Raw genomic sequence first — 21,779 nt, 5'->3', positions numbered from 1 at the left:
GTTCACCGGCGCGTTCCGGCGGCCTGCAGGGACGACGCGATGACCTGGTTCACGTCCCCGCGCAGTTCCCCGATCGTGTACCGGGTCCCGGAGACCTGGAGCAGGGCGTGCCGGAGCGGGGTGGGCTCGTCGGGGCCGACGCCCTCCTTGATCTCGGCGCGGCGCCGCCGGGTCAGCGTGGACAGGTAGGAGTCGAGCTCGGCGAGTTCCCGGCCGAGCTCCTCCGCGGGCGTGCCGGCCTCCGGGTCGCGCTCCCCCGGCTCCTCCAGCAGGTCCGCCGCCTCCTCCAGCTGGTCGGCGAGGCGGTCGAGGATCTCGGGGATCGGACCGGTGTCCACGGCCCGCTCCCGGGACAGCTTGGCGACCGCGATGAGGTGGTCGCGGGCGCGGTGCGCGGCGGCCACGGTCCTGCGCAGCCGGTCGATCAGTTCGAGGTCGGGCACCCGCTCGTGGCCGAGCCGGGTCCGGTTCTCGGCGACCGCCTCCGCCGCGCGCTCCGCCGTCACGATCGTGTCGTGCGGGAGCCGGGTCCGCTCCCCGGCGAGGACGTCCGCCGCCGTCCGGACGAGCCCGGCGTGCGTCCGCAGGAGCCGTTCGAGCTGGCCGGGCAGCCGTTCGAGGTGCCCGGCGGGCCACAGCAGCAGGACGGCGAGGTAGGCCGTCAGCGACCCGGCGAGCGTGAGGCCGATCCGCTCGCCGGCGGTGCGCCAGTCGGCGGGCGCGGAGAAGTCCAGCAGCATCATCGCCAGGGGCGTCCCGAACAGGGCCCAGTAGGAGAAGTTCACCGACCGCATCGCGAACCCGGCCCCCGCGAAGCAGAACGCGATCACCGCGACGGTGGGCTTCCCGGGCGCGAGCGTCAGGATGACCGCGGCGACGGCGGCCCCGGCCGCGGTTCCCCCGACGCGCTGGACGAGCCGGTCCACGGTCTCGCCGTAGGTGGCGCGCAGGCTCAGCATCGCGGTGATCGTCAGCCAGTGGCCGTGCGAGATCCCCAGCACGGCGGTGAGGGCCATCGACACGACGGCCGTCACGTACACCCGCGACACCTGCCGGAACGTGGGGGAACGCGTGCGGACGGCGCGGCGCACCCGGTCCCAGACCGGCATCGGGTCGAGCGTGCCCGGCATCCGCGGCGCCGCGAACCCGATGCGCAGGCCGCCCGCGACGAGGCGGCGCGTGGAGGCGACCTCGCCGGCGATGCGGTCGACGGAGCGGCGCACCTGGCCGATCAGCGCGACCGCGACCAGGTCCTCGTCGCCGGCGAGGCCGGCGCGCCTGATCTGCTCGGCGGCGCGGACCATCCGCCGGACGGCGGCGGACTCCTCGCGGCCGAGCGGCGCCTCGCCCGCCGTCGCGATCGCCCCCGCCAGCAGCCGCAGCCGCGCCGCGAGCGCCGAGATCGCCGTCTGCGTCTCCAGCCGCCACTCACGGTCCGGCGGGTAGTTCTTCGCCGCCTCCAGGACGGCCTGGAGCGTCACCGTCTCGTGCAGGATGCGCCCCAGCGCGTCGATCATCCGCTCCGGCCTCGTGGGCTTGTTGCCCGCCCGTCCCGACCGGTACAGCCCGTAGGTGGCGCGCGCCGCCGTCAGCGACTCCGACGCCGCCCGCCGCTTGGCCTCCCAGTCGGGGATGCGGGCGACCGCCAGCAGGTCGGGGTTCGTCAGCTCGACGGCGTCGAGGGGCCCCGCGTCGTGGGCGCCCACGTCCTGCGCCACGGCGTCCAGCGCCTCGGCGACCGCGTCCGCGGACTCGCTCAGCGCCTCCCGCAGCGGCCGCAGCCGCCGCGCGGGCCACGGCGCCAGCAGCAGCCCGGCGGTGAGCAGCCCGCCCACCAGCTCCAGCAGCCCGATGTCCACCACGTCCGCGGACGGTGGCCGGACGGCGCTGAGCAGCACCGCGAGTCCCGCCGTCGAACCGATCCGCGGTACCGCCACGCCGAGGGCGACGAGCGGCGGCACCACGATCACGGCAGGCCACGGATGCCCGCTGAGCAGCCCGCCCATCCCGGACCCGACCGCGACGATCAGCACGCCGACGGTGAGGTTGCGCGCCCGCGCCCCGTACGGGCCCTCCGGAGCCCGCAGCCCGACGAGGTACGCCCCGAGCGCGATCATCGACCCCTGCGCGGCGCGCCCGGTCAGCGCCCCCACGAGCAGTGGGACGGAGACCGCGACCGCGGCGGCCAACCCGTAGAAGGGCGCGGCCTGCCCATGCACCTGGGCATAAGCCCCCCGCGCCCGCTGAAGCATGGGGAGTATCTTCCCTGTTGCCCAGGGGGACGACCCCTGGAACCCCCGTCGCGAGCCGGGCGATCCTCACGCCACGGTCCGGGTTTTCTGTGCCCGTGCGGGTCTTCGTCGTGTCGCTGCGGTCGCCCGGCTCGACGGGGCGTGCGACCTCCAGGCGCTCAGAGCGCCTTCCTGCCACCCGACCCGCGTTCGGCTAGGGGCCGTCCTGGTCCTGGGAATCCTCAGCGTCGGCGGCCTCCACCTCTTCGCGGGAGATGCCCAGGAGGAAGACGATGGTGTCCAGGTAGGGGACGTTGACGGCGGTGTCGGCGGCCTGGCGGACGACCGGTTTGGCGTTGTAGGCGATGCCGAGGCCGGCGGCCTGGAGCATGTCGAGGTCGTTGGCGCCGTCGCCGATCGCGACGGTCTGGCTGACCGGGATGCCGGCCTCGCGGGCGAAGCGCTCCAGGGCGGCGGCCTTCCCGGCGCGGTCGATGACCTGGCCGGTGACGCGTCCGGTGAGCTTGCCGTTCTTGATCTCCAGGGTGTTGGCCGCGGAGTAGTCGATGCCGAGGTCCTCGACGAGGGCGTCGGTGACCTGGGTGAAGCCGCCGCTGACGATCGCGAACTTGTAGTCGAGGCGCTTGAGGGTGCGGACCATGGTGCGGGCGCCGGCGGCGAGGCGGAGCCGGTCGCGGACGTCGTCGATGGCGGCCGCGTCCAGCCCGGCGAGGAGCGCGACCCGCTCGCGCAGGGATCCCTCGAAGTCGAGCTCGCCGCGCATGGCGGCCTCGGTGACCTTGGCGACCTCGTCGAGGCAGCCGGCGTGCTCGGCGAGCAGCTCGATGACCTCGCCCTGGATGAGGGTGGAGTCGACGTCCATGACGACGAGCCGCTTGGCGCGCCGGTGCAGGCCGCTGTGCTGGACGGCGACGTCGACCCGCTGCTCGACGGCCTCGGCGGTGAGCGCGGCGCGCAGCCCGTCCGGGTCGGCGCCGGAGACGTCCATCTCGATGCAGGTCACGGGGTTCTGGGCGAGGCGCTCGATGCGGTCGATGTTGGCGCCGTGCGCGGAGATCCGCCCGGCGATGCCCGCCATGGCGGCGGGCATCAGCGGGTTGCCGAGGACGGTGACGTGCAGGCGCCCGCTCCGCTTGGGCATCCGCTTGTTGCGCCCGGTGGACAGCTCGATCTCCATGTCGAGGTCGTTCGCGACGCGTTCGGCGGCGTTCCACACCCGTCCGATGTCGGCGCCCTCGGTGTAGGCGAGCAGGACTCCGAGGACGAGGCGGCCGCGGATCACGACCTGCTCCACGTCCGCCACCGTCAGTGGGAACTGCGAGAGTGTGCGGAAGAGGCGCGACGTGACGCCGGGGCGGTCGCGGCCGGTGAGTGTGATGAGCAGCGTGCGCTCTGCTGACCCGTCCATAGCTGTCCACAACGGTACCGGCCGCGCCGGGCGTCCCGCCCGTCAGGTCCGGCATGCGAGACGCTATCCGGGAAGGATCAGGTTCAGATCGCCGAATTCGTGCCACAGGTAGCGCTCGGCGAGGGCGGCTTCGTAGGTGGCGGTGAGCAGGTCGCGGCCCGCGATGGCGGTCAGCATCATCAGGTGGGACGACCTGGGCTCGTGCAGGCCGGTGAGGAGGCCGTCCACGGCTCGGACGCCGCCCTCGGGGGTCACGACGTGCTCGGTCCAGCCGGAGGACGCCCGGACGCCTCCCGCGGCGTCCACGGCCGTCTCCAGGGCGCGCACGGCGGTGGTGCCGACGGCGATCACCCGGCGGCCCTGCGCCCGGACGTGCCCGACGAGCGCCGCGGTCGGTTCGGGGACGGTGTAGCGCTCGGCGTAGGGCGGTTCGTGGGCCTCGGGGGACGCGACGCCCGTGTGGAGGGTGATCGGGGCGATCAGGACGCCGCGCGACACCAGCCGCGTCACCAGTTCGGGCGTGAAGGGGCGGGCGGCGCTCGGCATCTCGGCGCCGCCGGACGAGCGGTCGTGGGCGAAGACGGTCTGGTAGGCGGAGGCGGGCCAGTCGCGGTGAACGTACCCGTACCGAATGGGGGTGCCGTGGCGCCGCAGGTAGGGGCCGACGTCGGTGCTCAGCCGGGCCTGCCAGAGCCGGTCGGACTCCCCGCGGGCGCGGTGCCCGTGCCGTCCGACGAGGGTGAGGGTGGCGCCGCCGGGCATTGGGATCCACTCGCCGGGGGAGCCTCCCGCGTACGGGCGGCTGGTCTTGCCGGCGAGGCGGCGCAGCTCGACGAGCCACAGCCGGTCGTCGGCGCCGGGCACCGGGGTGGAGAAGTGCACGCTGATCCGGTCGAGCCGGACGGCGGCGGGCAGCGTGGCCGAGGTGTTGACGACGAGCAGGTCGCCCGGGTCGAGCAGGCCGGGCAGGTCGCGGAACGCGTGGTGGGAGACCTCGCCGGCGGCGCGCCGGGAGACCAGGAGCCGGACGCCGTCGCGGGTCCGGCCGCGCGCCTCGGGCGGCTCGTGCGCCTCCAGCGCGGCGGGGAGGGTGAAGTCGACGGTCATGTCCGGACCTCCAGGCGGAGAGCGGCGATCGCGCCGAACGCGGCGATCGCGGCGAACAGCGCCCCGGCGACGGCGAGCCCGGCGTCCAGCCGGGCGGCGCCGAAGCCGGTGACCAGCGCGCCCGCGACCCCGACCACGAGGGACGAGCCGAGGGTGTCGCTGATCTGCAGCGCGGAGGAGTTGACGCCCTGCTCGTCCTCGGCCGACAGGTCGAGCAGCAGGACGGAGAGGCTGCCGATCGAGAAGCCCATCCCGGCGCCGCCGACGACCCATGCCGGGGCGGCGAGCCAGCCGGAGAACTGCAGGGCGACGGTGGCGAGGACGATGCCTGCCGTGACGAGGACGGCGCCGAGGAGGGCGTAGAACTCGCGGGGGCGCTCGGAGCGGCCCTGGATCTGGGACGCCGCCGACCAGCCGAGCGCGCCGACCGTCAGGACGATCCCGGCCTGCGTGGCGCTGAAGTCGTGCAGCCGCGTCAGCGCCAGCGGGATGAAGACGTCGGTGCCGAAGAAGGCCCCCGACAGCAGGCCCCGGACGAGGATGACGCTCGGCAGCCCCCGACGGAGCCGGAGCGTTCCGGCGGGCACCAGGCGGGGCAGCCCGAACGCCAGGCCGGCGAGGCCGGCGAGCACGGCCGGCAGCATCGTCCAGCCCTTCCCGTCGAGGCCGTAGAGGAGGACGCCGGTGCCGGCGGCGACGCAGAGGGCGGCCGGGTACCGCGAGCGGCCCGGAACCTTGGCGGCGCCGGAGGGCGCGATGCCGCGCAGCACGGGGAGCAGCAGCAGCGCCGGCGGGATCACCAGCGGGACGAGCCCGAGGAACACCCACCGCCAGCCGGCGTGCTCGGCCAGGGCGCCGCCGGCCGCCGGGCCGATCAGCGACGGCAGCACCCAGGCGGCCGACAGCGCGGCGAACACCCGGGACCGCAGCTCCTCCGGGTAGACGCGGGCGATCACCACGTACAGGGCGACGAGCGGAACGCCCGTGCCGAGGCCCTGCACGGCGCGCCCGGCGACGAACACCCACATGGACGGCGCCGCGCCCGCGACCAGCAGCCCGGCGACGAACACGCCGAGCCCGACCAGGAACGGCCGGGTCGGTCCCGACCGGTCGACCCAGCCGCCCGCGAGCACCGTGGCCAGCAGGCTCGTGATCAGGGTCGCGCTGAAGCCCCACGCGTACAGGGACAGGCCGTCCAGGTCGCCCGCGACCACCGGCATGACGGTGCCGACGGCCATGCTCTCGAATGCCAGCAGCGTCACGACCAGGACTATCCCGAATGTCGCGGCCCGGAATCCCGCGCCCAATATGCCCTGCTTTGTTGTCACCCGTTCATGATCAAGGACGGCGGTCACCGCGCGGCCGCCAGGTCCGCCGCCCGGTACCGCCCGCTCGGAAGGCGGCCGGAGACGAGCCGGTGGAGCGCGGCGGCGGCCTCCTCGGGTGGCGGGGCCGCGTCCGCGTCCTCGCCCGCCGCGCGGAGCATGCCGGTGTTCATCTCGCCCGGGTCCGCCCACCACACGGCCACATCCGGCTCCTCCGCCGCGAGGACGTTCGACAGCTGCTCCAGAGCCGCCTTGGACGCCCCGTAGCCGCCCCACGTCTCGTAGCCCTCCACGGCCGCGTCCGACGTGATGTTGAGGATCGCGCCGCGCCGCTCCCGCAGGCCGGGCAGGAACGCCTGGATCAGCGCGAGCGGCGCCAGGACGTTCGTGGCGAACGTGTTCGCCAGGGAGCCCTCGGGGAGCGAGGCGAGCCGGGGCATCGGCGTCGGGCCGAGCGTGCTCGCGTTGTTGACGAGCAGGTCGAGCCCGCTTTCGACCGCGCGGGCGAGGGCGGCCCGGTGCGCGGGATCGGCGACGTCCCCGGTGATCGCCGTCGCGCCGGTCTCGTCCGCGACCGCGGACAGCGCGGCGGCGTCGCGCGCGTCGATGACGAGGTTCCAGCCGTCCCCGGCGAGGGTGCGGGCGAGCGCCCGGCCGAGGCCCCGGGAGGCCCCGGTGATCAGTGCCGTCTTCATGCCCTCGACGCTAGGAACCGGCGCGTCCGGCGGCATCGGCCGACGGGTCCCCCGGACCGTCGTCAGATGGTCCTAGGACCGGCGTCCCGGGCACCGGGGAGGGACGGCGCGGCGCGTACTCCCGCCGGCTGATTCGAGAAGACCCGCCTAGAGAGTACGGTCTTCACATGCGGGCGCGAAGGGCGCTCGCCGGGGGGAGGGCGAGAGGCCGCAATGGTGACGGACGAGGGCTGCCGCGGCGACCAGGGCGCGACCCTGCACGCCGTCAGCTCCGCCGTGCTCGCGGTGACCCGCCACCTGTCCGTGCACGAGGTGCTCCAGGTGATCGTCCGGGCGGCCGCGCAGCTGCTGGACGCCCGGTACGCGGCCCTCGGCGTGCCCGACGACGACGGCTCGTTCGCCGAGTTCGTCGTCGAGGGCGTCTCGGAGGAGGAGTGGGAGCGGATCGGCCCGCTGCCCCGCCAGCACGGCATGCTGGCCGCGATGCTGAAGGGCGACGCGCCGAAGCGGCTCGGCGACATCCGCAAGGAGGCCGAGTTCGAGGGCTGGCCGGTCGCGCACCCCGTCCTGAAGGACTTCCTCGGCGTGCCGATCCGCGACGGCGAGGACGTCCTCGGCATTGTCTTCCTGGCCAACAAGCGCCGGCCCGGCGGCTTCACCCAGGACGACGAAGACCTGCTCACCCTGTTCGCAGCGCACGCCGCGATCGCGATGGCGAACGCCCGCCTGTACGAGCACAACCGCGAGCTGACGGTGGTCGCCGAACGCAACCGCCTCGCCCGCGAGCTGCACGACGCCGTCGCACAGAAGCTGTTCTCGCTGCGGCTGACGGCCCGAACCGCGTCCGCGCTGGCCGAGCGAGACCCGGTCCGGACCGTCCGGGAACTGGAGCAGGTGGAGCGGCTCGCCGCCGAGGCTCTCGCCGAGCTGCGCGCCGTCATCTTCGAGCTGCGTCCCACCGATCTGGCGGACGGCCTCGTGGCGTCGCTGCGAAAGCACGTCGAGGTGCTCGACCGCGCGCACGAGTCCACCGTGCGCCTCAGCGCGGACGAAGCGATCGTCCTGCCGGAGGCGCACGAGGCCGTCGCCTTCCGCATCACCCAGGAGGCGCTCTACAACGCGCTGCGCCACGCCGGGGCGAGCACCGTGCAGGTGCGGCTCCGCACGGAGGACCGGCGGGCCGTGCTGGAGGTCTCCGACGACGGTGCCGGTTTCGACGCGTCCGAGGTGGAGCCCCAGGGCGGGCTCGGCCTCACCTCCATGCGCGAGAGGGCGTACTCGATCGGCGGCGACCTCGCGATCGACGCCGCGCCCGGCGAAGGCACGACCGTACGGCTGGAGGTGCCGCTGTGAACGCCGCGCGGGAGCCGATCCGGGTCCTGATCGCCGACGACCATCCGGTCGTCCGGCAGGGCCTGCGGACCTTCCTCGGCATCCAGGACGACATCGAGGTCGTCGGCGAGGCCGAGGACGGCACGTCGGCTGTGACACTGGCCGAATCCCTGAAGCCCGATATCGTGCTCATGGACCTGAAGATGCCGGGCGCCGACGGCCTGACCGCGCTGGCGGAGCTGCGGGCTCGCGGGGTGACGGCACGGGTCCTCGTCCTGACCAGCATGACGGAACGCGGGCACGTGCTGCCGGCGGTCCAGGCCGGGGCGGCCGGGTACCTGTACAAGGACGTCGACCCGCAGGCGCTGGTCCAGGCGATCCGGGCGGTCAACGACGGGCACGTCCTGTTCGCGCCCGACGCGGCCGAGGCGATGCTGCGGAACGGGACGGCGGGTGACGCGGGGCGGGCCGACCGCGGCCTCGCCGCGCTGACCGAACGGGAACGGGAGGTGCTCGTGCACATAGCGCGGGGCAGGTCGAACCGGGAGATCGCCCGCGCCCTCGTGGTGTCCGAGAAGACGGTCAAGACGCACGTCAGTAATCTGCTCATGAAACTGGGAGTCCAGGATCGGACGCAGGCGGCGCTGTACGCGGTCCGGCATGGTGTGGGAAACACGAGTGCCGCCGGGGAAACCGGGAAGACCACCGCCCGCGGCTGATACAACTCCTCTGACAGGATCGTCATCGAAATTGGTATGAACGTAGCAATCAGGTACGCAGCAGGCAGCGACATCGGGTGCAACCGGGAGAACAACGAGGACTCCGGGTACGCCGGTGCGCGGTTGATCGCGGTCGCGGACGGCATGGGCGGGTATGCGGGCGGCGAGGTCGCGAGCTCGACCGTGATCGGTTCACTGCGCTCGCTGGACACCGATGCCCATAAAGACGATCTTGTCGACATGCTGGGCCGCGCCGTGGCCGAGGCCAACGAGAAGTTGCGCATCGTCCGGGAGGAACGCCCCGACCTGAGCCGGATGGGCACCACGCTCACCGCCATGCTCTGGTCCGGCGAGTCCGTCGCGCTGGCGCACGTCGGTGACTCGCGCGGCTATCTGCTGCGCGACGGCGAGCTCTTCCAGATGACGCAGGACCACACCATGGACGAGCTGCTCAAGGCGGAGGCCGAGCAGGCCGGCCAGCAGGCCGATCCCGCCGAGACGTCCCGGCTCTCGCACGTGCTCTACCGCGTGCTGGACGGGCGCGAGGACCGCGAGCCCGACCTGCGGCTGCGCGAGGCCCGTCTCGGCGACCGGTACCTGCTGTGCTCGGACGGCCTGAGCGGCCCGGTCGACGCGCAGAAGATCTACGAGGTGCTGTCGGCCGAGGCCGACCCGCAGCGCGCCGTCGACCGGCTGATCGAGATGGCCCGCGACAACGGCGGTCCGGACAACATCACCGCCGTCATCGCCGACGTCGTCGAGGCCGAGCACATCTCCGGCTCCGACGAGCCCGTCATCGTCGGCGCCGCCGCCCAGGCCTGACGCCCCGCCCGGCCCCGCCACCCCGGGCCGGACGCCGGATCCGGCCCGACGCTCCCCGGGCCGGCCGCTCCCTCGGGCCTGCATGCCCCGGGCCGGACGCGATGGCGCCGGCCGTCCGCCTCCGCGACACGCCGCGCGCCAGGGCGTCGCGCCGTTCTCCTCGTCTCCTCCTCGTCTCCCCCTCGTCTCCGGCGCATCCCCGGCCTCGCCCGGTTCGCGCGCACGTCCCGTTCGCCGCACGCCCCGAACTGGACGATTCATTCATACTCGTAACGAGAAAGAGTGCCCATGTAGCAGGTGATTTGTCCTACTCTTGCCCGAGAGGTGGTGTCGCGGAGCACTGAGTAACGGTCTAGCAGCGGATCGTTGCCCGGACTTGACCCGCCTCGGGGTGCACCCGATATACGGGTCACTCACCTGTATGTCATCGAGGCGGAGGATTCGTTGGGGGGAGCGCCCGGGACGGCGTCCGCCGGTGCACCGCGAGGTGCGCTCGGGGGGATCGTCGGCCGGACCCTCACCGCGGCGCGGCACGGACCCCAGGGTGCGGTGCTGCGTGTCGCGGCGATGGCCGTCGCGGCCATCGGCGCGTCATGGATCCATCGCGTGAACGACCCCGGCGTGCTCTGTCCCCTGCGGGCGCTCACCGGAATCCCGTGTCCCCTGTGCGGGGGCACGACCGTGTTCATCGAGTTCGGCTCGGGCCGTCCCGGCCAGGCCGTCCTCGCGAACCCGGTCGCGCTCACCGGCGCCGTCGCCGTCGCCGCCGCACCGCTCGGACTGGGTGAACGGTGGTGGGCACTCCAGCCGAAGACCCGCGCCTGGATGCTCGGCACCGCCCTCGTCGGGTCGGAGCTGTGGCAGCTCGTCCGGTTCGGTGTTCTGCGGGTTTGAGCCGCGGTCGGTCCTCGGTCAGACTTGCGGAGCCCACCGGGTCCGGCGGGCGTCACACAACCACAGGGTCAATCAATAAGGAGCAAGTGTGGGCAACCCCTACGACCCGTACGGTCAGCAGCCGGGCTACGGGCAGCAACAGCCCGGGTACGGCCAGCAGCCCCCGGCCCAGCCCGGCTACGGCCAGCCCGGCGGGCAGCCCGGCTACGGCCAGCCTCCGGCGCAGCCCGGTTACGGCCAGCCCCCGGCGCAGCCGGGCTACGGCCAGCCTCCGGCGCAGCCCGGTTACGGCCAGCAGCCCCCCGCCCAGCCCGGCTACGGCGCGCCCTCGGCGCCCTCCCAGCCGGGCTACGAGGTGCACCACCACCACTACGGCTCGGGCGGCCAGCTCGCCGAGTGGGGCTCGCGCGCCGGCGGCTACATCATCGACTACCTGATCTTCGGTGGCCCGGTGTTCGTGCTGTACATCCTGATGATCATCCTCTCCAGCTCCGGCAGCTCGGGCGCGGCGCTGTTCGGCGTCCTGCTCATGCTGATCGGCGCGGCCATCTCCATCGCGGGCGGCCTGTGGATCTGCTACCAGGAGGGCACCACCGGCCAGTCCATCGGCAAGCGGCAGATGGGCATCCGCCTCGTCAGCGCGCAGACCGGCCAGCCCATCGGCTTCGGCATGGCCTTCGTCCGCAAGATCGCGCACGTCGCCGACAGCTTCCTGTGCTACATCGGCTTCCTCTGGCCGCTGTGGGACGAGCGCAAGCAGACATTCGCCGACAAGATCTGCAACACCATCGTGGTCCGCGCCTGACCCACGACCCACGACAGCGGGGCGCCCCGACCCGGGACGCCCCGCTTTCGCTGTCAAGCCACGACCACTCCGCTAGCGCTCCGGTCCGTGGACCGGGTCGAACGCACTGTTGCAAGCCGCCACCAGGGCGCGGCGTACGGCGGCGTCCAGGAGGCGGAGGGCCTCGCCGCGGCGCCTCATCTGGTCGGCGCCGAGGCCGCGGTCGTCCATCTGGCGGGCGAGGTCGACGACGAAGGAGAGGCGTCCGGCCAGGGCGGCGACGCGGTGGGCGCGGGGCGGGTAGCCGGGGGAGAGCGGATGGTCGCCGCGGTCGGGATCGCGCAGGTCGACCAGCGCGTCACCGATCTCGGGCGGCACGCCGACGAAGTCGTCGACGGTCAGCAGCGCCTCGGTGGCGTCCCGCATGGCGAGCGTGAGACGCCGGTCGGCCTCCGCGAGGGACGGGACGTCGGGCGGCGCCGCCGACGCGTCGTGCGTCGTCCAGCGGACGCCGACGTAGGACGAGCCGCGCCGGTCCTCCGACGGGACGAGCCCCATCGCCCGCCCGTCGAGCACGGCGACGGCCGCGGCGCCCGCATCGATCGCCGCGGCGTTGAAGGACGGCGGCCCGGTCAGTCCGAGCGGGTCGCCCGGCTCCGGCAGCGCCAGCCGCAGCGCCGCCAGCCCGCCGACGCGCAGGTCGCCGAGGCCGCGCCGCAGCGTCACCTCGGCGGGCTCACCGCCGAGGATCTGCGGGCCCGCGCTCTTCTCGATCTCGTCGACGGCCTCGTCCAGGCCGACGTGCCCCGTCAGCCAGGCGTTGCCCCAGGCGACGAGGGCGATCGCGACGGCCCTGCTCATACGTCCGTGCTCATTCTCGGTCTCGTGCGTTCCGCAATGGGCATGCGATCCACGATAAGCGCTCCGATCGCCGGTGCCACCGGACGTAAGGCACCTCTCGCGGCGCGGAAGCGTTCCCGGCCGTTCCCCAGGTGCGATCCCGGGGGGCCACGGCCGCCCCGGATCGCATAGGTTCTTTCCTGCAAGCGGGAGCACGGACCACCGGATTGGGGACGAAGGCGCGCGATGGCAGGCGAGGTGCTTCAACTCCGCGGAGTCGGGGTCAGGCGCGGCGGGGCCACCCTGCTGCGCGACGTCACATGGACGGTGAACGAGGGCGACCGGTGGGTCATCGTCGGCCCGAACGGCGCGGGCAAGACCACGTTGCTGCAGATCGCCGCCGCCATGCTGCATCCGACCGAGGGCAGCGTCGAGATCCTGGAGGAGGAGCTCGGCCGTACCGACGTGTTCGAGCTCCGGCCGCGGATCGGGCTCGCGAGCTCGTCCGTCGCGGAGAAGGTCCCGTCCGGTGAGACGGTCATCGACCTGGTGCTGACCGCCTCGTACGCGATCCTCGGGCGCTGGCAGGAGGAGTACGACTCGACCGACCTCGACCGCGCCGTCGCGCTGCTGGAGGCCCTCGGCGCCGCCGACCTGATCCGCCGGACGTTCAGCACCCTGTCGGAGGGCGAGCGCAAGCGCGTCCAGATCGCCCGCGCCCTGATGCCCGACCCCGAGCTGCTGCTGCTCGACGAGCCCGCCGCCGGTCTCGACCTCGGCGGGCGCGAAGACCTGCTCGCCCGCCTCGCCGCACTCGCCGACGACCCGGCCGCGCCCGCGATCGCGATGGTCAGCCACCACGTGGAGGAGGTCCCGGAGGGCTTCACCCACGCACTGCTGCTGCGCGGCGGGGGGGTCGTCGCCCAGGGCAAGGTGGACGAGGTCTTCACCCGGGAGCACCTGTCGGAGGCGTTCGGGCTCCCGCTGGCGATCGACCGCCAGAACGGCCGCTGGTACGCCCGCTCCGCCCGCTGAACCGGGCGGGACGCCACAAAGCGACCCCGCGCGACGGGGGCGCGCGGCGGGGTCCCTACGATGTGTGCGCCGTCGGGAACGTCTAGCGCAGGGATGGGACGGACGTGAATCTGCTGGAGGCGGCCGCCGTCTTCGCGGCCGGGGTGGCCGCCGGAGGCATCAACACCGTCGTCGGGTCCGGCTCCCTGATCACCTTCCCGACCCTGGTGGCGCTCGGCTACCCGCCCGTGGTCGCGAACATCTCCAACAACATCGGGCTCGTCCCGGGCGGCGTGACGGGCGCCTACGGCTACCGCCACGAGCTGAAGGGGCAGCGCGGCCGGCTGACGCGGCTGGCCTCCGGCTCCTTCGTCGGGGCCGTGATCGGCGGCCTGCTGTTGCTCGGCCTGCCCGCCGAGGCGTTCGACGTCATCGTCGTCGCGCTGATCATCATCGCGCTGGTCCTCGTGATCGTGCAGCCCCGCCTGCAGAAGTGGATGCTGCGCCGCCGGGAGGGCGAGCACCGCCCGCAGCACGGCGGCCCGGCGCTGTGGGTCGGGGTGCTGCTCGCGGGCATGTACGGCGGCTACTTCGGCGCCGCCCAGGGCATCATCCTCATCGCCCTGCTCGGCATCATGCTGGACGACGACCTGCAGCGCCTGAACGCGGGCAAGAACGTCCTGTCGGCCGTCGTGAACGGCACCGCCGCGATCCTGTTCACGCTCATGTGGCTGTTCGCCGACGCCGAGATCGACTGGTGGGTCGTGCTGCTCATCGCCGCGGGCTCCACCTGCGGGGGCGCGATCGGCGCCAAGGTCGGCCGCCGGATCCCGCCGCTGGCGCTGCGCGCCGTCATCGTCGTCGTGGGCGTCGTCGCGATCGTCAATCTTCTGGCCTGACCAGGGCTTTCGCACCTTTTGGGAGGATTGCGAGCCGGACGTTCGGGGTATGAGTCGAATATACGTTCGACTACCGGAGGTTCGCGCGGATGAAGGGCGACAGGGTCGAGATCGTGATCGACGCCGGGGGCGAGGGGACGCGGACGTACGAGGTCGCGGCGAGCCGGGCGGGCCGCCGCGTGGAGATCGCGACGCGGCGCGGCGTCGTGGAGGTCAGCGAGGTCACCCGGACGGGCACGCCCGTCCGCACGGCCCGCTTCATGGCGAGCCGTGTCCTGGCGCTGGTGGAGCACCCTGTGGCCTCCGACGGCCACGAACCGCCCGGCTGAGCGCCGCGAGACGGTCCCGGCGGGCCCGGCCCGGCCCGTCCGGCCCGGCCCGTCCGGCGGTCAGGACTTGCGGTGGGTCCCCGGAGCGGCGTTCCGGGCCTCGGAGATCAGGGACGCGTAGACGATGACGTTGTCCACGTAGTGCCCTCGCTTTCGGTCGAATCTGCCGCCGCAGGTGACCAGGCGCAGTTCCGGCCGGCCCGGCTGCCCGTAGACGCTGTCGGTCGGGAACTCGTCCTTGGCGACGCGCTTGATCCGGTCGATGCGGAAGGCCGGCACCGTGCCGTCCGCGCGGACGACCTCGATCCGGCGGCCCGGACGGAGCGCGCCGAGCCGGTAGAAGGCGCCGGGGCCCGACGTGGAGTCGACGTGGCCGACGAGCACGCTGCCGCCGTTCTCGCCCGGCGTCGGGCCGTCCTCCCACCAGCCGACCTCCCGGACCCGGGTGAGCGGCGGGACGCCGAGCGTCCCGTCCCGTTCCGTGGTGACGCGACGGATCGGAGCGTCGACCTTGATGGACGGTATTCTGACGCGTTCGGGAACGGAGGGCCGGAGTGCGTTGTCCGGTCGGGGCTCCGCACTTCTGGGAGCCGGTCGCACGAGGTCCGAGGACGGCGGTTGCGGCGGCGGATCGGTGTGGTCGCGCACCAGTCCGACGACGAACATCGCGGTCCCCGTCGCGATGAGCGCGGCGGCCGGCCGATACCAGAAACGGCTTGACCGGCCGCCGCGCCTTCTCCTGTCCATGGGCTCAGGAAACGCCCTTCACCTGACGGCGACGGGCCACGACGGCGATGCCGCCGCCCAGGGCGAGAACCCCGAGACCGGCGCCGGCCAGCATCGGGAAGCTCGACATCGAGGTGCCGCCGCCACCGGCGCTGACGCCCCCGCTCGGCCGGATCGGCTTGAGGTAGGTCCGGAAGACCCACTTGCCGATCCATGCCTGCGGGACGCTCTGGCGCAGCTGGGTCCAGCCGCTGTTCTTGCAGTCGGCGCCGATGTGCTTGCCGTGGGGCAGCGTGCCGACCTGCTTGAACCTGGTGCCGGGACCGTTGCGGACCGCCAGGCCGGACCGTGCGGTGACCTCGTACCGGCAGACGCGGATGGGCGTGATCGGCTTGAGGTAGGTCCGCGAGACCCACTTGCCGATCCAGGCCGCCGGGACGCTGCCGCGCAGCTGGGTCCAGCCGCTGTTCTTGCAGTCGGCGCTGATGTGCTTGCGGTACGGCAGCGTGCCGATCCGCCTGAACCGGACGCCGGGACCCGTGCGGACCGCCAGGCCGGACCGTGCGGTGACCTCGTACCGGCAGACCGCCGCCTGGCGGGCGGTGGTCGCCGCCTCGGCGTGGTCCGCGCCGGTCGCCGCCACGGCGACGGCGCCGCCGGACAGCAGCGACAGCCCGCCCGCCGCACCGGCCACGGCGAGTGCCATGCCGGTTCGCGCGCTTGTCCTCATACTTCCCCCAACGAAATGATCTTCGATGCCGGAGGTGTCCGGCATCGTTTCCTTGATCACGCTTCCCGTGGGGAATTCCGCGCATGTCGTCCAGGTCGCAAACATTGGGAATAGTGATCAGTGTGCACCGTGAAGGCTTTGTCGTGAATCGGCCAATGGCAATCTCCATACCGCCGACGAAAGGCCCATAATGGACATCCAGCCCCCTTTAAAAGGGGTCAATAAGTGAAAACCCGAAGATCTCCCCGGTCTCCGGGCCATACCGGCGCCATCACGAAGGACGGCGGCATGCGGGAAGGCGCCCGCGCGGATGCGCGAGCGCCTCAGAACGGAGCCCTCGGAACGGAGCCCTCAGACCGGAGACATCAGACCGGAGACATCAGACCGGGCGGACCTGGAGGGTGCCCTCCTCGGTCACACGGGTCTCGAAGGACGGCTGGCGGGCCGTGGCCGGGCCGTGGACGACGGAGCCGTCGGCGACGCGGAACGTGCTGCCGTGCCAGGGGCAGACGACGCAGGTGTCGGCGCCGTCGTCGGTCAGGACGCGGCCCTGGTGGAGCGGTCCGGCGAGGTGGCTGCAGCGGTCGGCGAGGACGTGCACCTCCTCGCCCTGCCGCAGGACGAACAGGTCGATGTAGCCGAGGCGCCGTGAGACGGGCCAGCCGTCCGGGAGGTCCTCGACGGAGCACAGGTCGTGCCAGCCGAGCGGGACCAGGTGGGCGAGCTGGTCGGCGTGGCTGGCGCCGGCGGCCTGCCGGAACGCCAGGTGCCCGCCGAGGTAGGCGCCCGCGACGAGCGCGCTGAGGCCCGCGAAGCCGAACGCGCGCCCTGCGGCGTCGCGGCCCTGGTGGCGGGCCACGAAGGACGCCGAGTACAGCATGCTCGCGGTGGCCGTCCCGGCGGCGTGGACGAGCCCGACGCGCTGCTGCTCGCGGTGCAGGGCCGACCAGTCGGCGATGCCGGTGAGGACGGTCGGGACGGCGCCGGCGAGCCCGGCGGCGACCAGGACCTGCGAGGCGCGGCGCGTGCCGGGGACGAGGTCCAGGACGGCGGCCGACATCCACAGGCCGATGGGCAGGTCGGTGAGCGGCGGGTGGGCCGGATGGCCGACCGGGACGCCGTGCAGGGCGTCCTTGACCGGCCCTGGACGCAGCACCCGCCGGACGGCCCCGGACAGCACCCTGATGGGACGGTCCAGGCCGCTGGCGTGCTCCAGCCCCTCGGTCGCGTCGGCCAGTCGCGCGGTCGCCTGGGGGCTCTCCCCGCGCCGGAAGATGTTGACCCGTCGGTTCATGCCCCTCCTCCGCGGTCCTATGGGACGCCTGTTGCGACCCTAGTCTCCCGCGTTCGCCCGCGGCCAGTCATACCTACCTGGTGCCGGGAGGGGCTAAACAACGGGTCAGCGCGCCGCCTCCAGGGTGACGGGGACCCCGTTGAGGACGGCGTTGCCCGAAAGCGGGTCGATCTCCTGCTCGTCGGTGACCGCGTTGGCGTTCACTCCGGCGTGCCGGCTGGCGACCCGCGTCCTGGTCCCGGGGCGGTCGTGGCCCCAGCCGTGCGGCAGGCTGACCACCCCGGCCATGATCGTGTCGGTGGGCTCGGCGACGGCCTCCAGAGCGCCCGCCCGGGATGTGACGCGGACGGTGTCGCCCGCCGCGACGCCGAGGCGGTCGGCGTCGGCCGGGTTGAGCTGGAGGGTGCAGGTGTTCGAGCCGCGCACCAGCTCGGGGACGTTGTGCAGCCAGCTGTTGTTGGACCGGAGGTGGCGGCGCCCGATCAGCACCATGCCGCCGGACGTCCCCGGATCGCGCAGGGCCGAGCGCAGCCGGTCGACGTCGGCGGCGCACGTGGACGGGCACAGCTCGATCCGGCCGGACGTGGTGCACAGGACCTCGTCCAGCCGCGGCTTGAGGGCGCCGAGATCGAGCCCGTGCGGATACTCGGTGCGCAGCCGCGTCAGCGTGAGACCGGTGACGCCCGAGGCGCCGCCGGGCTCCTCGCGGAGGGCGGGCTCGCCGCCGAAGGCGTCGCCGTAGGGGCCGAGGCGGAGCATCATGTCGAGCCGCTGCTCGGTGAGGGTGCCGGTGTCGAGCATCTTGCGCAGCTCGTCGGGCTCGCGGCCGAGCACCGGGGAACCGGGGAGCGCGACGGCCTTCTCCAGCGTCGCCCTGATGATCATCTCGTCGAGCCGGGCGGGGTCGGCGCCGGTCCCGGAGGCGGTCACGGCGAGCCGCGCGAGGATGTCGGCCTCGCTGGGCCGCCCCTCCGGCAGCGGGACGGCCGGCGGCGAGTAGCGCGCGTAGTCGCGGACGGCGAGCCCGGTCAGCGCGATGTCGTAGTGCGGGGTCTGCGCGGGGCGCGGCGGCGGCAGGACCACGTGCGCGTGCCGGGTCGTCTCGTTCAGGTAGGGGTCGACGCTGACCATGAACTCCAGGCCGGCGAGCGCGCGGTCGAGCCGGGCGGCGTTCGGCGCCGACAGGGCCGGGTTCCCGCCGATCGTGATCAGCGCCCTGACCCGGCCCTCCCCGGGCGTCTCGATCTCGTCGGCGAGCGTCGCGACGGGCAGCTCGCCGTTGACCTCGGGCAGCCCGCGGACGCGGCTGCGCCACCGCCCGGTCGTGAACGGCCTCTTGCGCCGGTACACCGGGGCGTGGGCGGGCCGCGGGAACATCGCCCCGCCCGCGCGGTCGAGGTTCCCGGTGAGGGTGTTCAGGACGTCCACGAGCCAGCTGTTCAGCGTCCCGTAGGCCTGCGTGCACGTCCCGATCCGGCCGTAGACGGCGGCGCGCTCGGCGGCGGCCAGCTCGCGCGCGGTCCTGCGGATCGTCGCGGCCCCGACGCCGGTGACGGACGCGACGTCCTCGGGGGCGAAGTCGACGGCGAGGGCGCGCAGGTCGTCCAGGCCGTTGACGCGGCCGGCCAGGTGCTCGGCGGAGGTGACCAGGTCCTCGGCGAACAGGGTGTGGACGAGCGCCATCAGGAAGAACGCGTCCGTCCCCGGACGGATGAACAGGTGCTCGTCGGCGAGGGCGGCCGTCCGCGTGCGGCGCGGGTCGACGACCGTGATCTTCCCGCCGCGCGCCCGGATCGCCTTGAGCCGTCCCGGGAAGTCGGGCGCGGACGCGAGGCTGCCGTTGGACTCCAGCGGGTTCGCCCCGAGCATGAGCAGGTGCCCGGTCCGGTCGAGGTCGGGCACGGGGATCGCCAGGGGGTCGCCGAACATGTGCCCGCACGCCACGTGCTTCGGCATCTGGTCGGCGGTGCTCGCCGTGTAGAGGTTGCGGGTGCCGAGGGCCTTGACGATCGCGGACCCGTACAGCGGTCCGGCGATCGAGTGGGCCGTCGGGTTGCCGATGTAGACGGCGACGGCGTCGCGCCCGTGCCGCGCGACGACCTCCGCCAGCCTCCGGCCCACCGTCTCGAACGCCTCGTCCCAGCCGGAGACCTCGCCCGCCACGAGCGGCTCCGCCAGCCGGTCGGGGTCGCCGTCGAGGCTCCCGAGCGTCGCGCCCTTGGGGCAGATGTAGCCCTTGCTGAACGGGTCCTTCTCGTCGCCGCGGACGCGCGTGACCGCCCCGGCCTCGTCGAGGGTCAGTTCGAGCCCGCACAGGGCTTCGCAGAGGGGGCAGGTACGGAAGGCCGTGCGGTCGCCCATCGAGACACTCCTTGTGAACGGGACCGTCTCTCTATCATGGCCGCCCGCCCCTGACGGCGCCATGGCCGGGGCATGGCCCAAAAAGGCACTTCGGAGTCACGTCGCCACAAAGCCACATTCAGCACGCCGCATCGGCGTTCCCGTCCGCGGGTGGGCGTGTCAGGCGGCGAAGGGCGGGGCGGTTCTGAAGGTGGGGTGGAGTTCGATGCCGGGGGCCAGGGCGGTGAGGATGCGGCGGGCGCGGGACAGGGGGTGCTGGGGGAAGTGCGGGTCCCAGCCGGGGTCCTCGGAGAGGTTGCGGGGCAGGCCGCCCTGGATCTCCGGGGCGTAGGCGTGCTGCGCCCACCAGCGCATCATGTCCTGGAGGTCGCGGCCCTGCCCGTACTCGGTCAGGTAGTGGTTGAGCGCGGTGCTGTCGCGCATCCCCGTGACGCCCTGCTCCAGGCACTGGATCTTCAGGACGAGGCTGCGGTCCGCGCGCGGCACGGTGAAGGAGGCGATGTAGGCCACGCCGGACGGACGGTCGGGCAGCGGCAGCTTGACGATCTGCCGGACGGCCGGGAGCCCGTCCAGCGTGAGCACGTCCAGTTCGATCAGCCCGCCGCCGGATTCGGCGGTCTTGGCGGCGGTGCCGCGGCGGAGGTGGTCGAGCTGCTCCAGAGGGGCCGGCAGGTCGGGCGGGAGGTCGAAGCCGTAGAGGGCGACGGTGTCGCCGTCGGCGTTGCGGAAGGCGCCGGGTTGGAGCTGCTGCCAGCCGGTCTGGTCGAAACGCAGGGACATGAAGGTGCACGTTAACGCACGAAACGGGACGGAGGAGGAGCGGCCGGGCAGGAGGTCGCCGGGCCGCTCCCGGGCGGGGCTCGCCACCGTCATCGGGTGCGTGGCCCCGGCGCCCGGGGTGCGGTCATGCGGGGCAACCCATCCCCGTGAACAAGAACGGCTCAAGAGAAAGAGTCGTGCGTCTTTGTCGGGGTGCGGCGCGCTCGTGGCATGCTGGGCCGATCCGACCCAGAGGTCCATGGGGGGCCGGACGGAGGCGAGGCGATGGCCATGCGGGGGAAGACGGGCGTGCGGGGGGTGACGGCCCTGGTCATGGCCGGGGTGGCGCTTGCCGCGGCGGCGTGCGGCGGCTCGGACAAGCCGGAGGCGGAGGGCGCGACGCCCCCGGCGTCGCCGTCCGGCGGGCAGCAGGGCGGGACGCGGCCGACGAAGGCCGCCAAGCAGCCGATCCTGCTCGCCTTCGGCGGCGACACGCACTTCGAGGGGTCGCTGCGCGGGCGGCTGGCCCAACCGTCCACGGCGCTGGGCCCGGTCGCCAAGCAGTTGCGCGCCGCGGACCTCGCCATGGTGAACCTGGAGACGGCCATCACGACCGGGGGGACGCCCGCGCCCGGCAAGCAGTTCACCTTCCGTGCCCCGGCGACCGCCTTCACGGCGCTGAAGGCGGCGGGCGTCGACGTGACCTCCATGGCCAACAACCACGGCATGGACTACATGGAAGGCGGCCTGCGCGACTCCCTGGCCGCCATCAAGCGCAGCGGGTTCCCGGTGGTCGGCATCGGCAAGAACGCGGACGCCGCCTACCGCCCCTACCGCGTCACGGTGAAGGGCAACAAGATCGCCATCGTCGGCGCCACGCAGGTGCTGGACGACCACCTGATCCAGGCGTGGACGGCCACCGACTCCAAGGGCGGTCTCGCGTCGGCCAAGGACATCCCGCGCATGGTGCAGGCGGTGAAGGAGGCGCGCCAGGGCTCGGACGTCGTCATCGTGCACCTGCACTGGGGCGCGGAGCTGAAGGGGTGCCCGCTGCCCCGGCAGCAGGAACTCGCCAAGGCGCTCGTCGCGGCGGGCGCCGATGTCGTGGTCGGTGGGCACGCGCACATCCCGCTGGGCGGCGGCTACATGAACGGCGCGTACGTCCACTACGGCATGGGCAACTTCGTGTTCTCCTCCGCGCAAGGCCAGACGGCGAAGTCCGGCGTGCTCTTCCTCAAGGTGGAGAACGGCAAGGTCACCAAGGACAAGTGGAACCCCGCGCTCATCTCCGGCGGCATCCCCGTGCCGATGAAGGGCGCGGCCGCCAAGGCGGAGGTCAAGCGGTGGAACGGCCTGCGTTCGTGCACCGGTCTGAGCGCGCGCCCGTCCTGAGCGTGCTCGCGTGGTCCGGCTACTACGGGCACACGCCCGTTGGGCAGGTGCGTGCCGGTGTTGCACCGCGGGCCGTGCTCCGACGTGCCCGCGTCCC

At 73.3% G+C, this 21,779-nt stretch carries 20 protein-coding genes; 9 read left to right on the top strand and 11 right to left on the bottom strand.

Going from position 1 to position 21,779, the window contains the following annotated elements:
- Positions 1-2: 2 nt before the first annotated feature.
- The 5 genes from CHC11_RS06310 to CHC11_RS06290 all read right to left on the bottom strand — a co-directional run bounded on the left by CHC11_RS06310 (position 3) and on the right by CHC11_RS06290 (position 6,787).
- Positions 3-2,252, bottom strand: coding sequence for an FUSC family protein (locus tag CHC11_RS06310; protein ID WP_089310632.1), 2,250 nt, complete (start codon positions 2,250-2,252; stop codon positions 3-5).
- Between the two features lie 193 nt (positions 2,253-2,445).
- A complete protein-coding gene (serB, locus tag CHC11_RS06305) occupies positions 2,446-3,660 on the bottom strand; it encodes a phosphoserine phosphatase SerB (protein ID WP_089310631.1) in 1,215 nt (404 codons plus the stop codon).
- A 63-nt stretch (positions 3,661-3,723) separates the two neighbouring features.
- On the bottom strand, positions 3,724-4,767 hold the full coding sequence (locus tag CHC11_RS06300; RefSeq protein WP_089310630.1) for an S-adenosylmethionine:tRNA ribosyltransferase-isomerase: 1,044 nt from the start codon (positions 4,765-4,767) through the stop codon (positions 3,724-3,726).
- Positions 4,764-6,029 carry an MFS transporter gene (locus CHC11_RS06295; protein WP_245918804.1) on the bottom strand — a complete coding sequence of 422 codons (1,266 nt, stop codon included), beginning with the start codon at positions 6,027-6,029 and terminating at the stop codon, positions 4,764-4,766. Before CHC11_RS06295 ends, CHC11_RS06300 begins: the two co-directional genes overlap by 4 nt.
- 89 nt (positions 6,030-6,118) lie before the next feature.
- The gene (locus CHC11_RS06290) at positions 6,119-6,787 is read right to left on the bottom strand and encodes an SDR family NAD(P)-dependent oxidoreductase (protein WP_089310629.1); all 669 of its coding nucleotides are present in this window, start codon (positions 6,785-6,787) and stop codon (positions 6,119-6,121) included.
- Between the two features lie 213 nt (positions 6,788-7,000).
- Between CHC11_RS06290 and CHC11_RS06285 the strand changes: the two genes are divergently transcribed.
- The 5 genes from CHC11_RS06285 (at position 7,001) to CHC11_RS06265 (ending at position 11,359) form a co-directional block, all read left to right on the top strand.
- On the top strand, positions 7,001-8,140 hold the full coding sequence (locus CHC11_RS06285; protein ID WP_089310628.1) for a GAF domain-containing sensor histidine kinase: 1,140 nt from the start codon (positions 7,001-7,003) through the stop codon (positions 8,138-8,140).
- Positions 8,137-8,838, top strand: a complete 702-nt coding sequence (locus tag CHC11_RS06280) for a response regulator (RefSeq protein ID WP_179278713.1) — start codon at positions 8,137-8,139, stop codon at positions 8,836-8,838. The genes CHC11_RS06285 and CHC11_RS06280 overlap by 4 nt, the downstream gene beginning before the upstream one ends.
- A gap of 36 nt (positions 8,839-8,874) precedes the next feature.
- Positions 8,875-9,660 (top strand): PP2C family protein-serine/threonine phosphatase, encoded by a 786-nt coding sequence (locus CHC11_RS06275; protein ID WP_089310627.1) that lies wholly within the window; start codon positions 8,875-8,877, stop codon positions 9,658-9,660.
- Positions 9,661-10,209: 549 nt separating this feature from the next.
- Positions 10,210-10,554 (top strand): DUF2752 domain-containing protein, encoded by a 345-nt coding sequence (locus tag CHC11_RS06270; RefSeq protein WP_229810045.1) that lies wholly within the window; start codon positions 10,210-10,212, stop codon positions 10,552-10,554.
- An 88-nt stretch (positions 10,555-10,642) separates the two neighbouring features.
- Positions 10,643-11,359 (top strand): RDD family protein, encoded by a 717-nt coding sequence (locus CHC11_RS06265; protein WP_089310626.1) that lies wholly within the window; start codon positions 10,643-10,645, stop codon positions 11,357-11,359.
- Positions 11,360-11,431: 72 nt separating this feature from the next.
- Here the strand turns inward: CHC11_RS06265 and CHC11_RS06260 are convergent, their stop codons facing one another.
- Positions 11,432-12,199, bottom strand: coding sequence for a hypothetical protein (locus CHC11_RS06260; RefSeq protein ID WP_089310625.1), 768 nt, complete (start codon positions 12,197-12,199; stop codon positions 11,432-11,434).
- 225 nt (positions 12,200-12,424) lie between these two features.
- Here CHC11_RS06260 and CHC11_RS06255 point away from each other — a divergent pair, with 225 nt between their 5' ends.
- The 3 genes from CHC11_RS06255 (at position 12,425) to CHC11_RS06245 (ending at position 14,420) form a co-directional block, all read left to right on the top strand.
- On the top strand, positions 12,425-13,213 hold the full coding sequence (locus tag CHC11_RS06255) for an ABC transporter ATP-binding protein (protein ID WP_089310624.1): 789 nt from the start codon (positions 12,425-12,427) through the stop codon (positions 13,211-13,213).
- 104 nt (positions 13,214-13,317) lie between these two features.
- Complete coding sequence (locus CHC11_RS06250; RefSeq protein ID WP_089310623.1) at positions 13,318-14,091, top strand: sulfite exporter TauE/SafE family protein; 774 nt, start codon at positions 13,318-13,320, stop codon at positions 14,089-14,091.
- A gap of 89 nt (positions 14,092-14,180) precedes the next feature.
- Positions 14,181-14,420 (top strand): hypothetical protein, encoded by a 240-nt coding sequence (locus tag CHC11_RS06245; RefSeq protein ID WP_089310622.1) that lies wholly within the window; start codon positions 14,181-14,183, stop codon positions 14,418-14,420.
- 60 nt (positions 14,421-14,480) lie between these two features.
- On the opposite strand, the gene CHC11_RS06240 is transcribed toward CHC11_RS06245, so the two are convergent.
- The 5 genes from CHC11_RS06240 to CHC11_RS06220 all read right to left on the bottom strand — a co-directional run bounded on the left by CHC11_RS06240 (position 14,481) and on the right by CHC11_RS06220 (position 20,311).
- Positions 14,481-15,167, bottom strand: coding sequence for a class F sortase (locus tag CHC11_RS06240; protein ID WP_089310621.1), 687 nt, complete (start codon positions 15,165-15,167; stop codon positions 14,481-14,483).
- A gap of 4 nt (positions 15,168-15,171) precedes the next feature.
- Positions 15,172-15,852 (bottom strand): SH3 domain-containing protein, encoded by a 681-nt coding sequence (locus CHC11_RS06235; RefSeq protein ID WP_089310620.1) that lies wholly within the window; start codon positions 15,850-15,852, stop codon positions 15,172-15,174.
- 403 nt (positions 15,853-16,255) lie between these two features.
- On the bottom strand, positions 16,256-17,170 hold the full coding sequence (locus tag CHC11_RS06230; RefSeq protein WP_089310619.1) for a Rieske (2Fe-2S) protein: 915 nt from the start codon (positions 17,168-17,170) through the stop codon (positions 16,256-16,258).
- Between the two features lie 105 nt (positions 17,171-17,275).
- Positions 17,276-19,531, bottom strand: coding sequence for a molybdopterin oxidoreductase family protein (locus tag CHC11_RS06225; protein WP_089310618.1), 2,256 nt, complete (start codon positions 19,529-19,531; stop codon positions 17,276-17,278).
- A 159-nt stretch (positions 19,532-19,690) separates the two neighbouring features.
- Positions 19,691-20,311, bottom strand: coding sequence for a hypothetical protein (locus CHC11_RS06220; protein WP_218825952.1), 621 nt, complete (start codon positions 20,309-20,311; stop codon positions 19,691-19,693).
- 264 nt (positions 20,312-20,575) lie between these two features.
- Here CHC11_RS06220 and CHC11_RS06215 point away from each other — a divergent pair, with 264 nt between their 5' ends.
- The gene (locus tag CHC11_RS06215) at positions 20,576-21,682 is read left to right on the top strand and encodes a CapA family protein (protein WP_245918802.1); all 1,107 of its coding nucleotides are present in this window, start codon (positions 20,576-20,578) and stop codon (positions 21,680-21,682) included.
- Positions 21,683-21,779: the final 97 nt, after the last annotated feature.

Origin of the sequence: Actinomadura mexicana, from assembly GCF_900188105.1 — a bacterium.
In the GTDB taxonomy this organism is placed as follows: Bacteria; Actinomycetota; Actinomycetes; order Streptosporangiales; family Streptosporangiaceae; genus Spirillospora; species Spirillospora mexicana.
This window is presented reverse-complemented; position numbering and strand designations above follow the sequence as displayed.

Coding starts and splice junctions, on each gene's coding strand:
- CHC11_RS06310 (WP_089310632.1), bottom strand. CDS start 2,252: ATGCTTCAGCGGGCGCGGGGGGCTTATGCCCAGGTGCATGGGCAGGCC.
- serB (WP_089310631.1), bottom strand. CDS start 3,660: ATGGACGGGTCAGCAGAGCGCACGCTGCTCATCACACTCACCGGCCGC.
- CHC11_RS06300 (WP_089310630.1), bottom strand. CDS start 4,767: ATGACCGTCGACTTCACCCTCCCCGCCGCGCTGGAGGCGCACGAGCCG.
- CHC11_RS06290 (WP_089310629.1), bottom strand. CDS start 6,787: ATGAAGACGGCACTGATCACCGGGGCCTCCCGGGGCCTCGGCCGGGCG.
- CHC11_RS06285 (WP_089310628.1), top strand. CDS start 7,001: ATGGTGACGGACGAGGGCTGCCGCGGCGACCAGGGCGCGACCCTGCAC.
- CHC11_RS06275 (WP_089310627.1), top strand. CDS start 8,875: ATGAACGTAGCAATCAGGTACGCAGCAGGCAGCGACATCGGGTGCAAC.
- CHC11_RS06260 (WP_089310625.1), bottom strand. CDS start 12,199: ATGAGCAGGGCCGTCGCGATCGCCCTCGTCGCCTGGGGCAACGCCTGG.
- CHC11_RS06255 (WP_089310624.1), top strand. CDS start 12,425: ATGGCAGGCGAGGTGCTTCAACTCCGCGGAGTCGGGGTCAGGCGCGGC.
- CHC11_RS06245 (WP_089310622.1), top strand. CDS start 14,181: ATGAAGGGCGACAGGGTCGAGATCGTGATCGACGCCGGGGGCGAGGGG.
- CHC11_RS06240 (WP_089310621.1), bottom strand. CDS start 15,167: ATGGACAGGAGAAGGCGCGGCGGCCGGTCAAGCCGTTTCTGGTATCGG.
- CHC11_RS06235 (WP_089310620.1), bottom strand. CDS start 15,852: ATGGCACTCGCCGTGGCCGGTGCGGCGGGCGGGCTGTCGCTGCTGTCC.
- CHC11_RS06230 (WP_089310619.1), bottom strand. CDS start 17,170: ATGAACCGACGGGTCAACATCTTCCGGCGCGGGGAGAGCCCCCAGGCG.
- CHC11_RS06225 (WP_089310618.1), bottom strand. CDS start 19,531: ATGGGCGACCGCACGGCCTTCCGTACCTGCCCCCTCTGCGAAGCCCTG.
- CHC11_RS06220 (WP_218825952.1), bottom strand. CDS start 20,311: ATGTCCCTGCGTTTCGACCAGACCGGCTGGCAGCAGCTCCAACCCGGC.
- CHC11_RS06215 (WP_245918802.1), top strand. CDS start 20,576: ATGGCCATGCGGGGGAAGACGGGCGTGCGGGGGGTGACGGCCCTGGTC.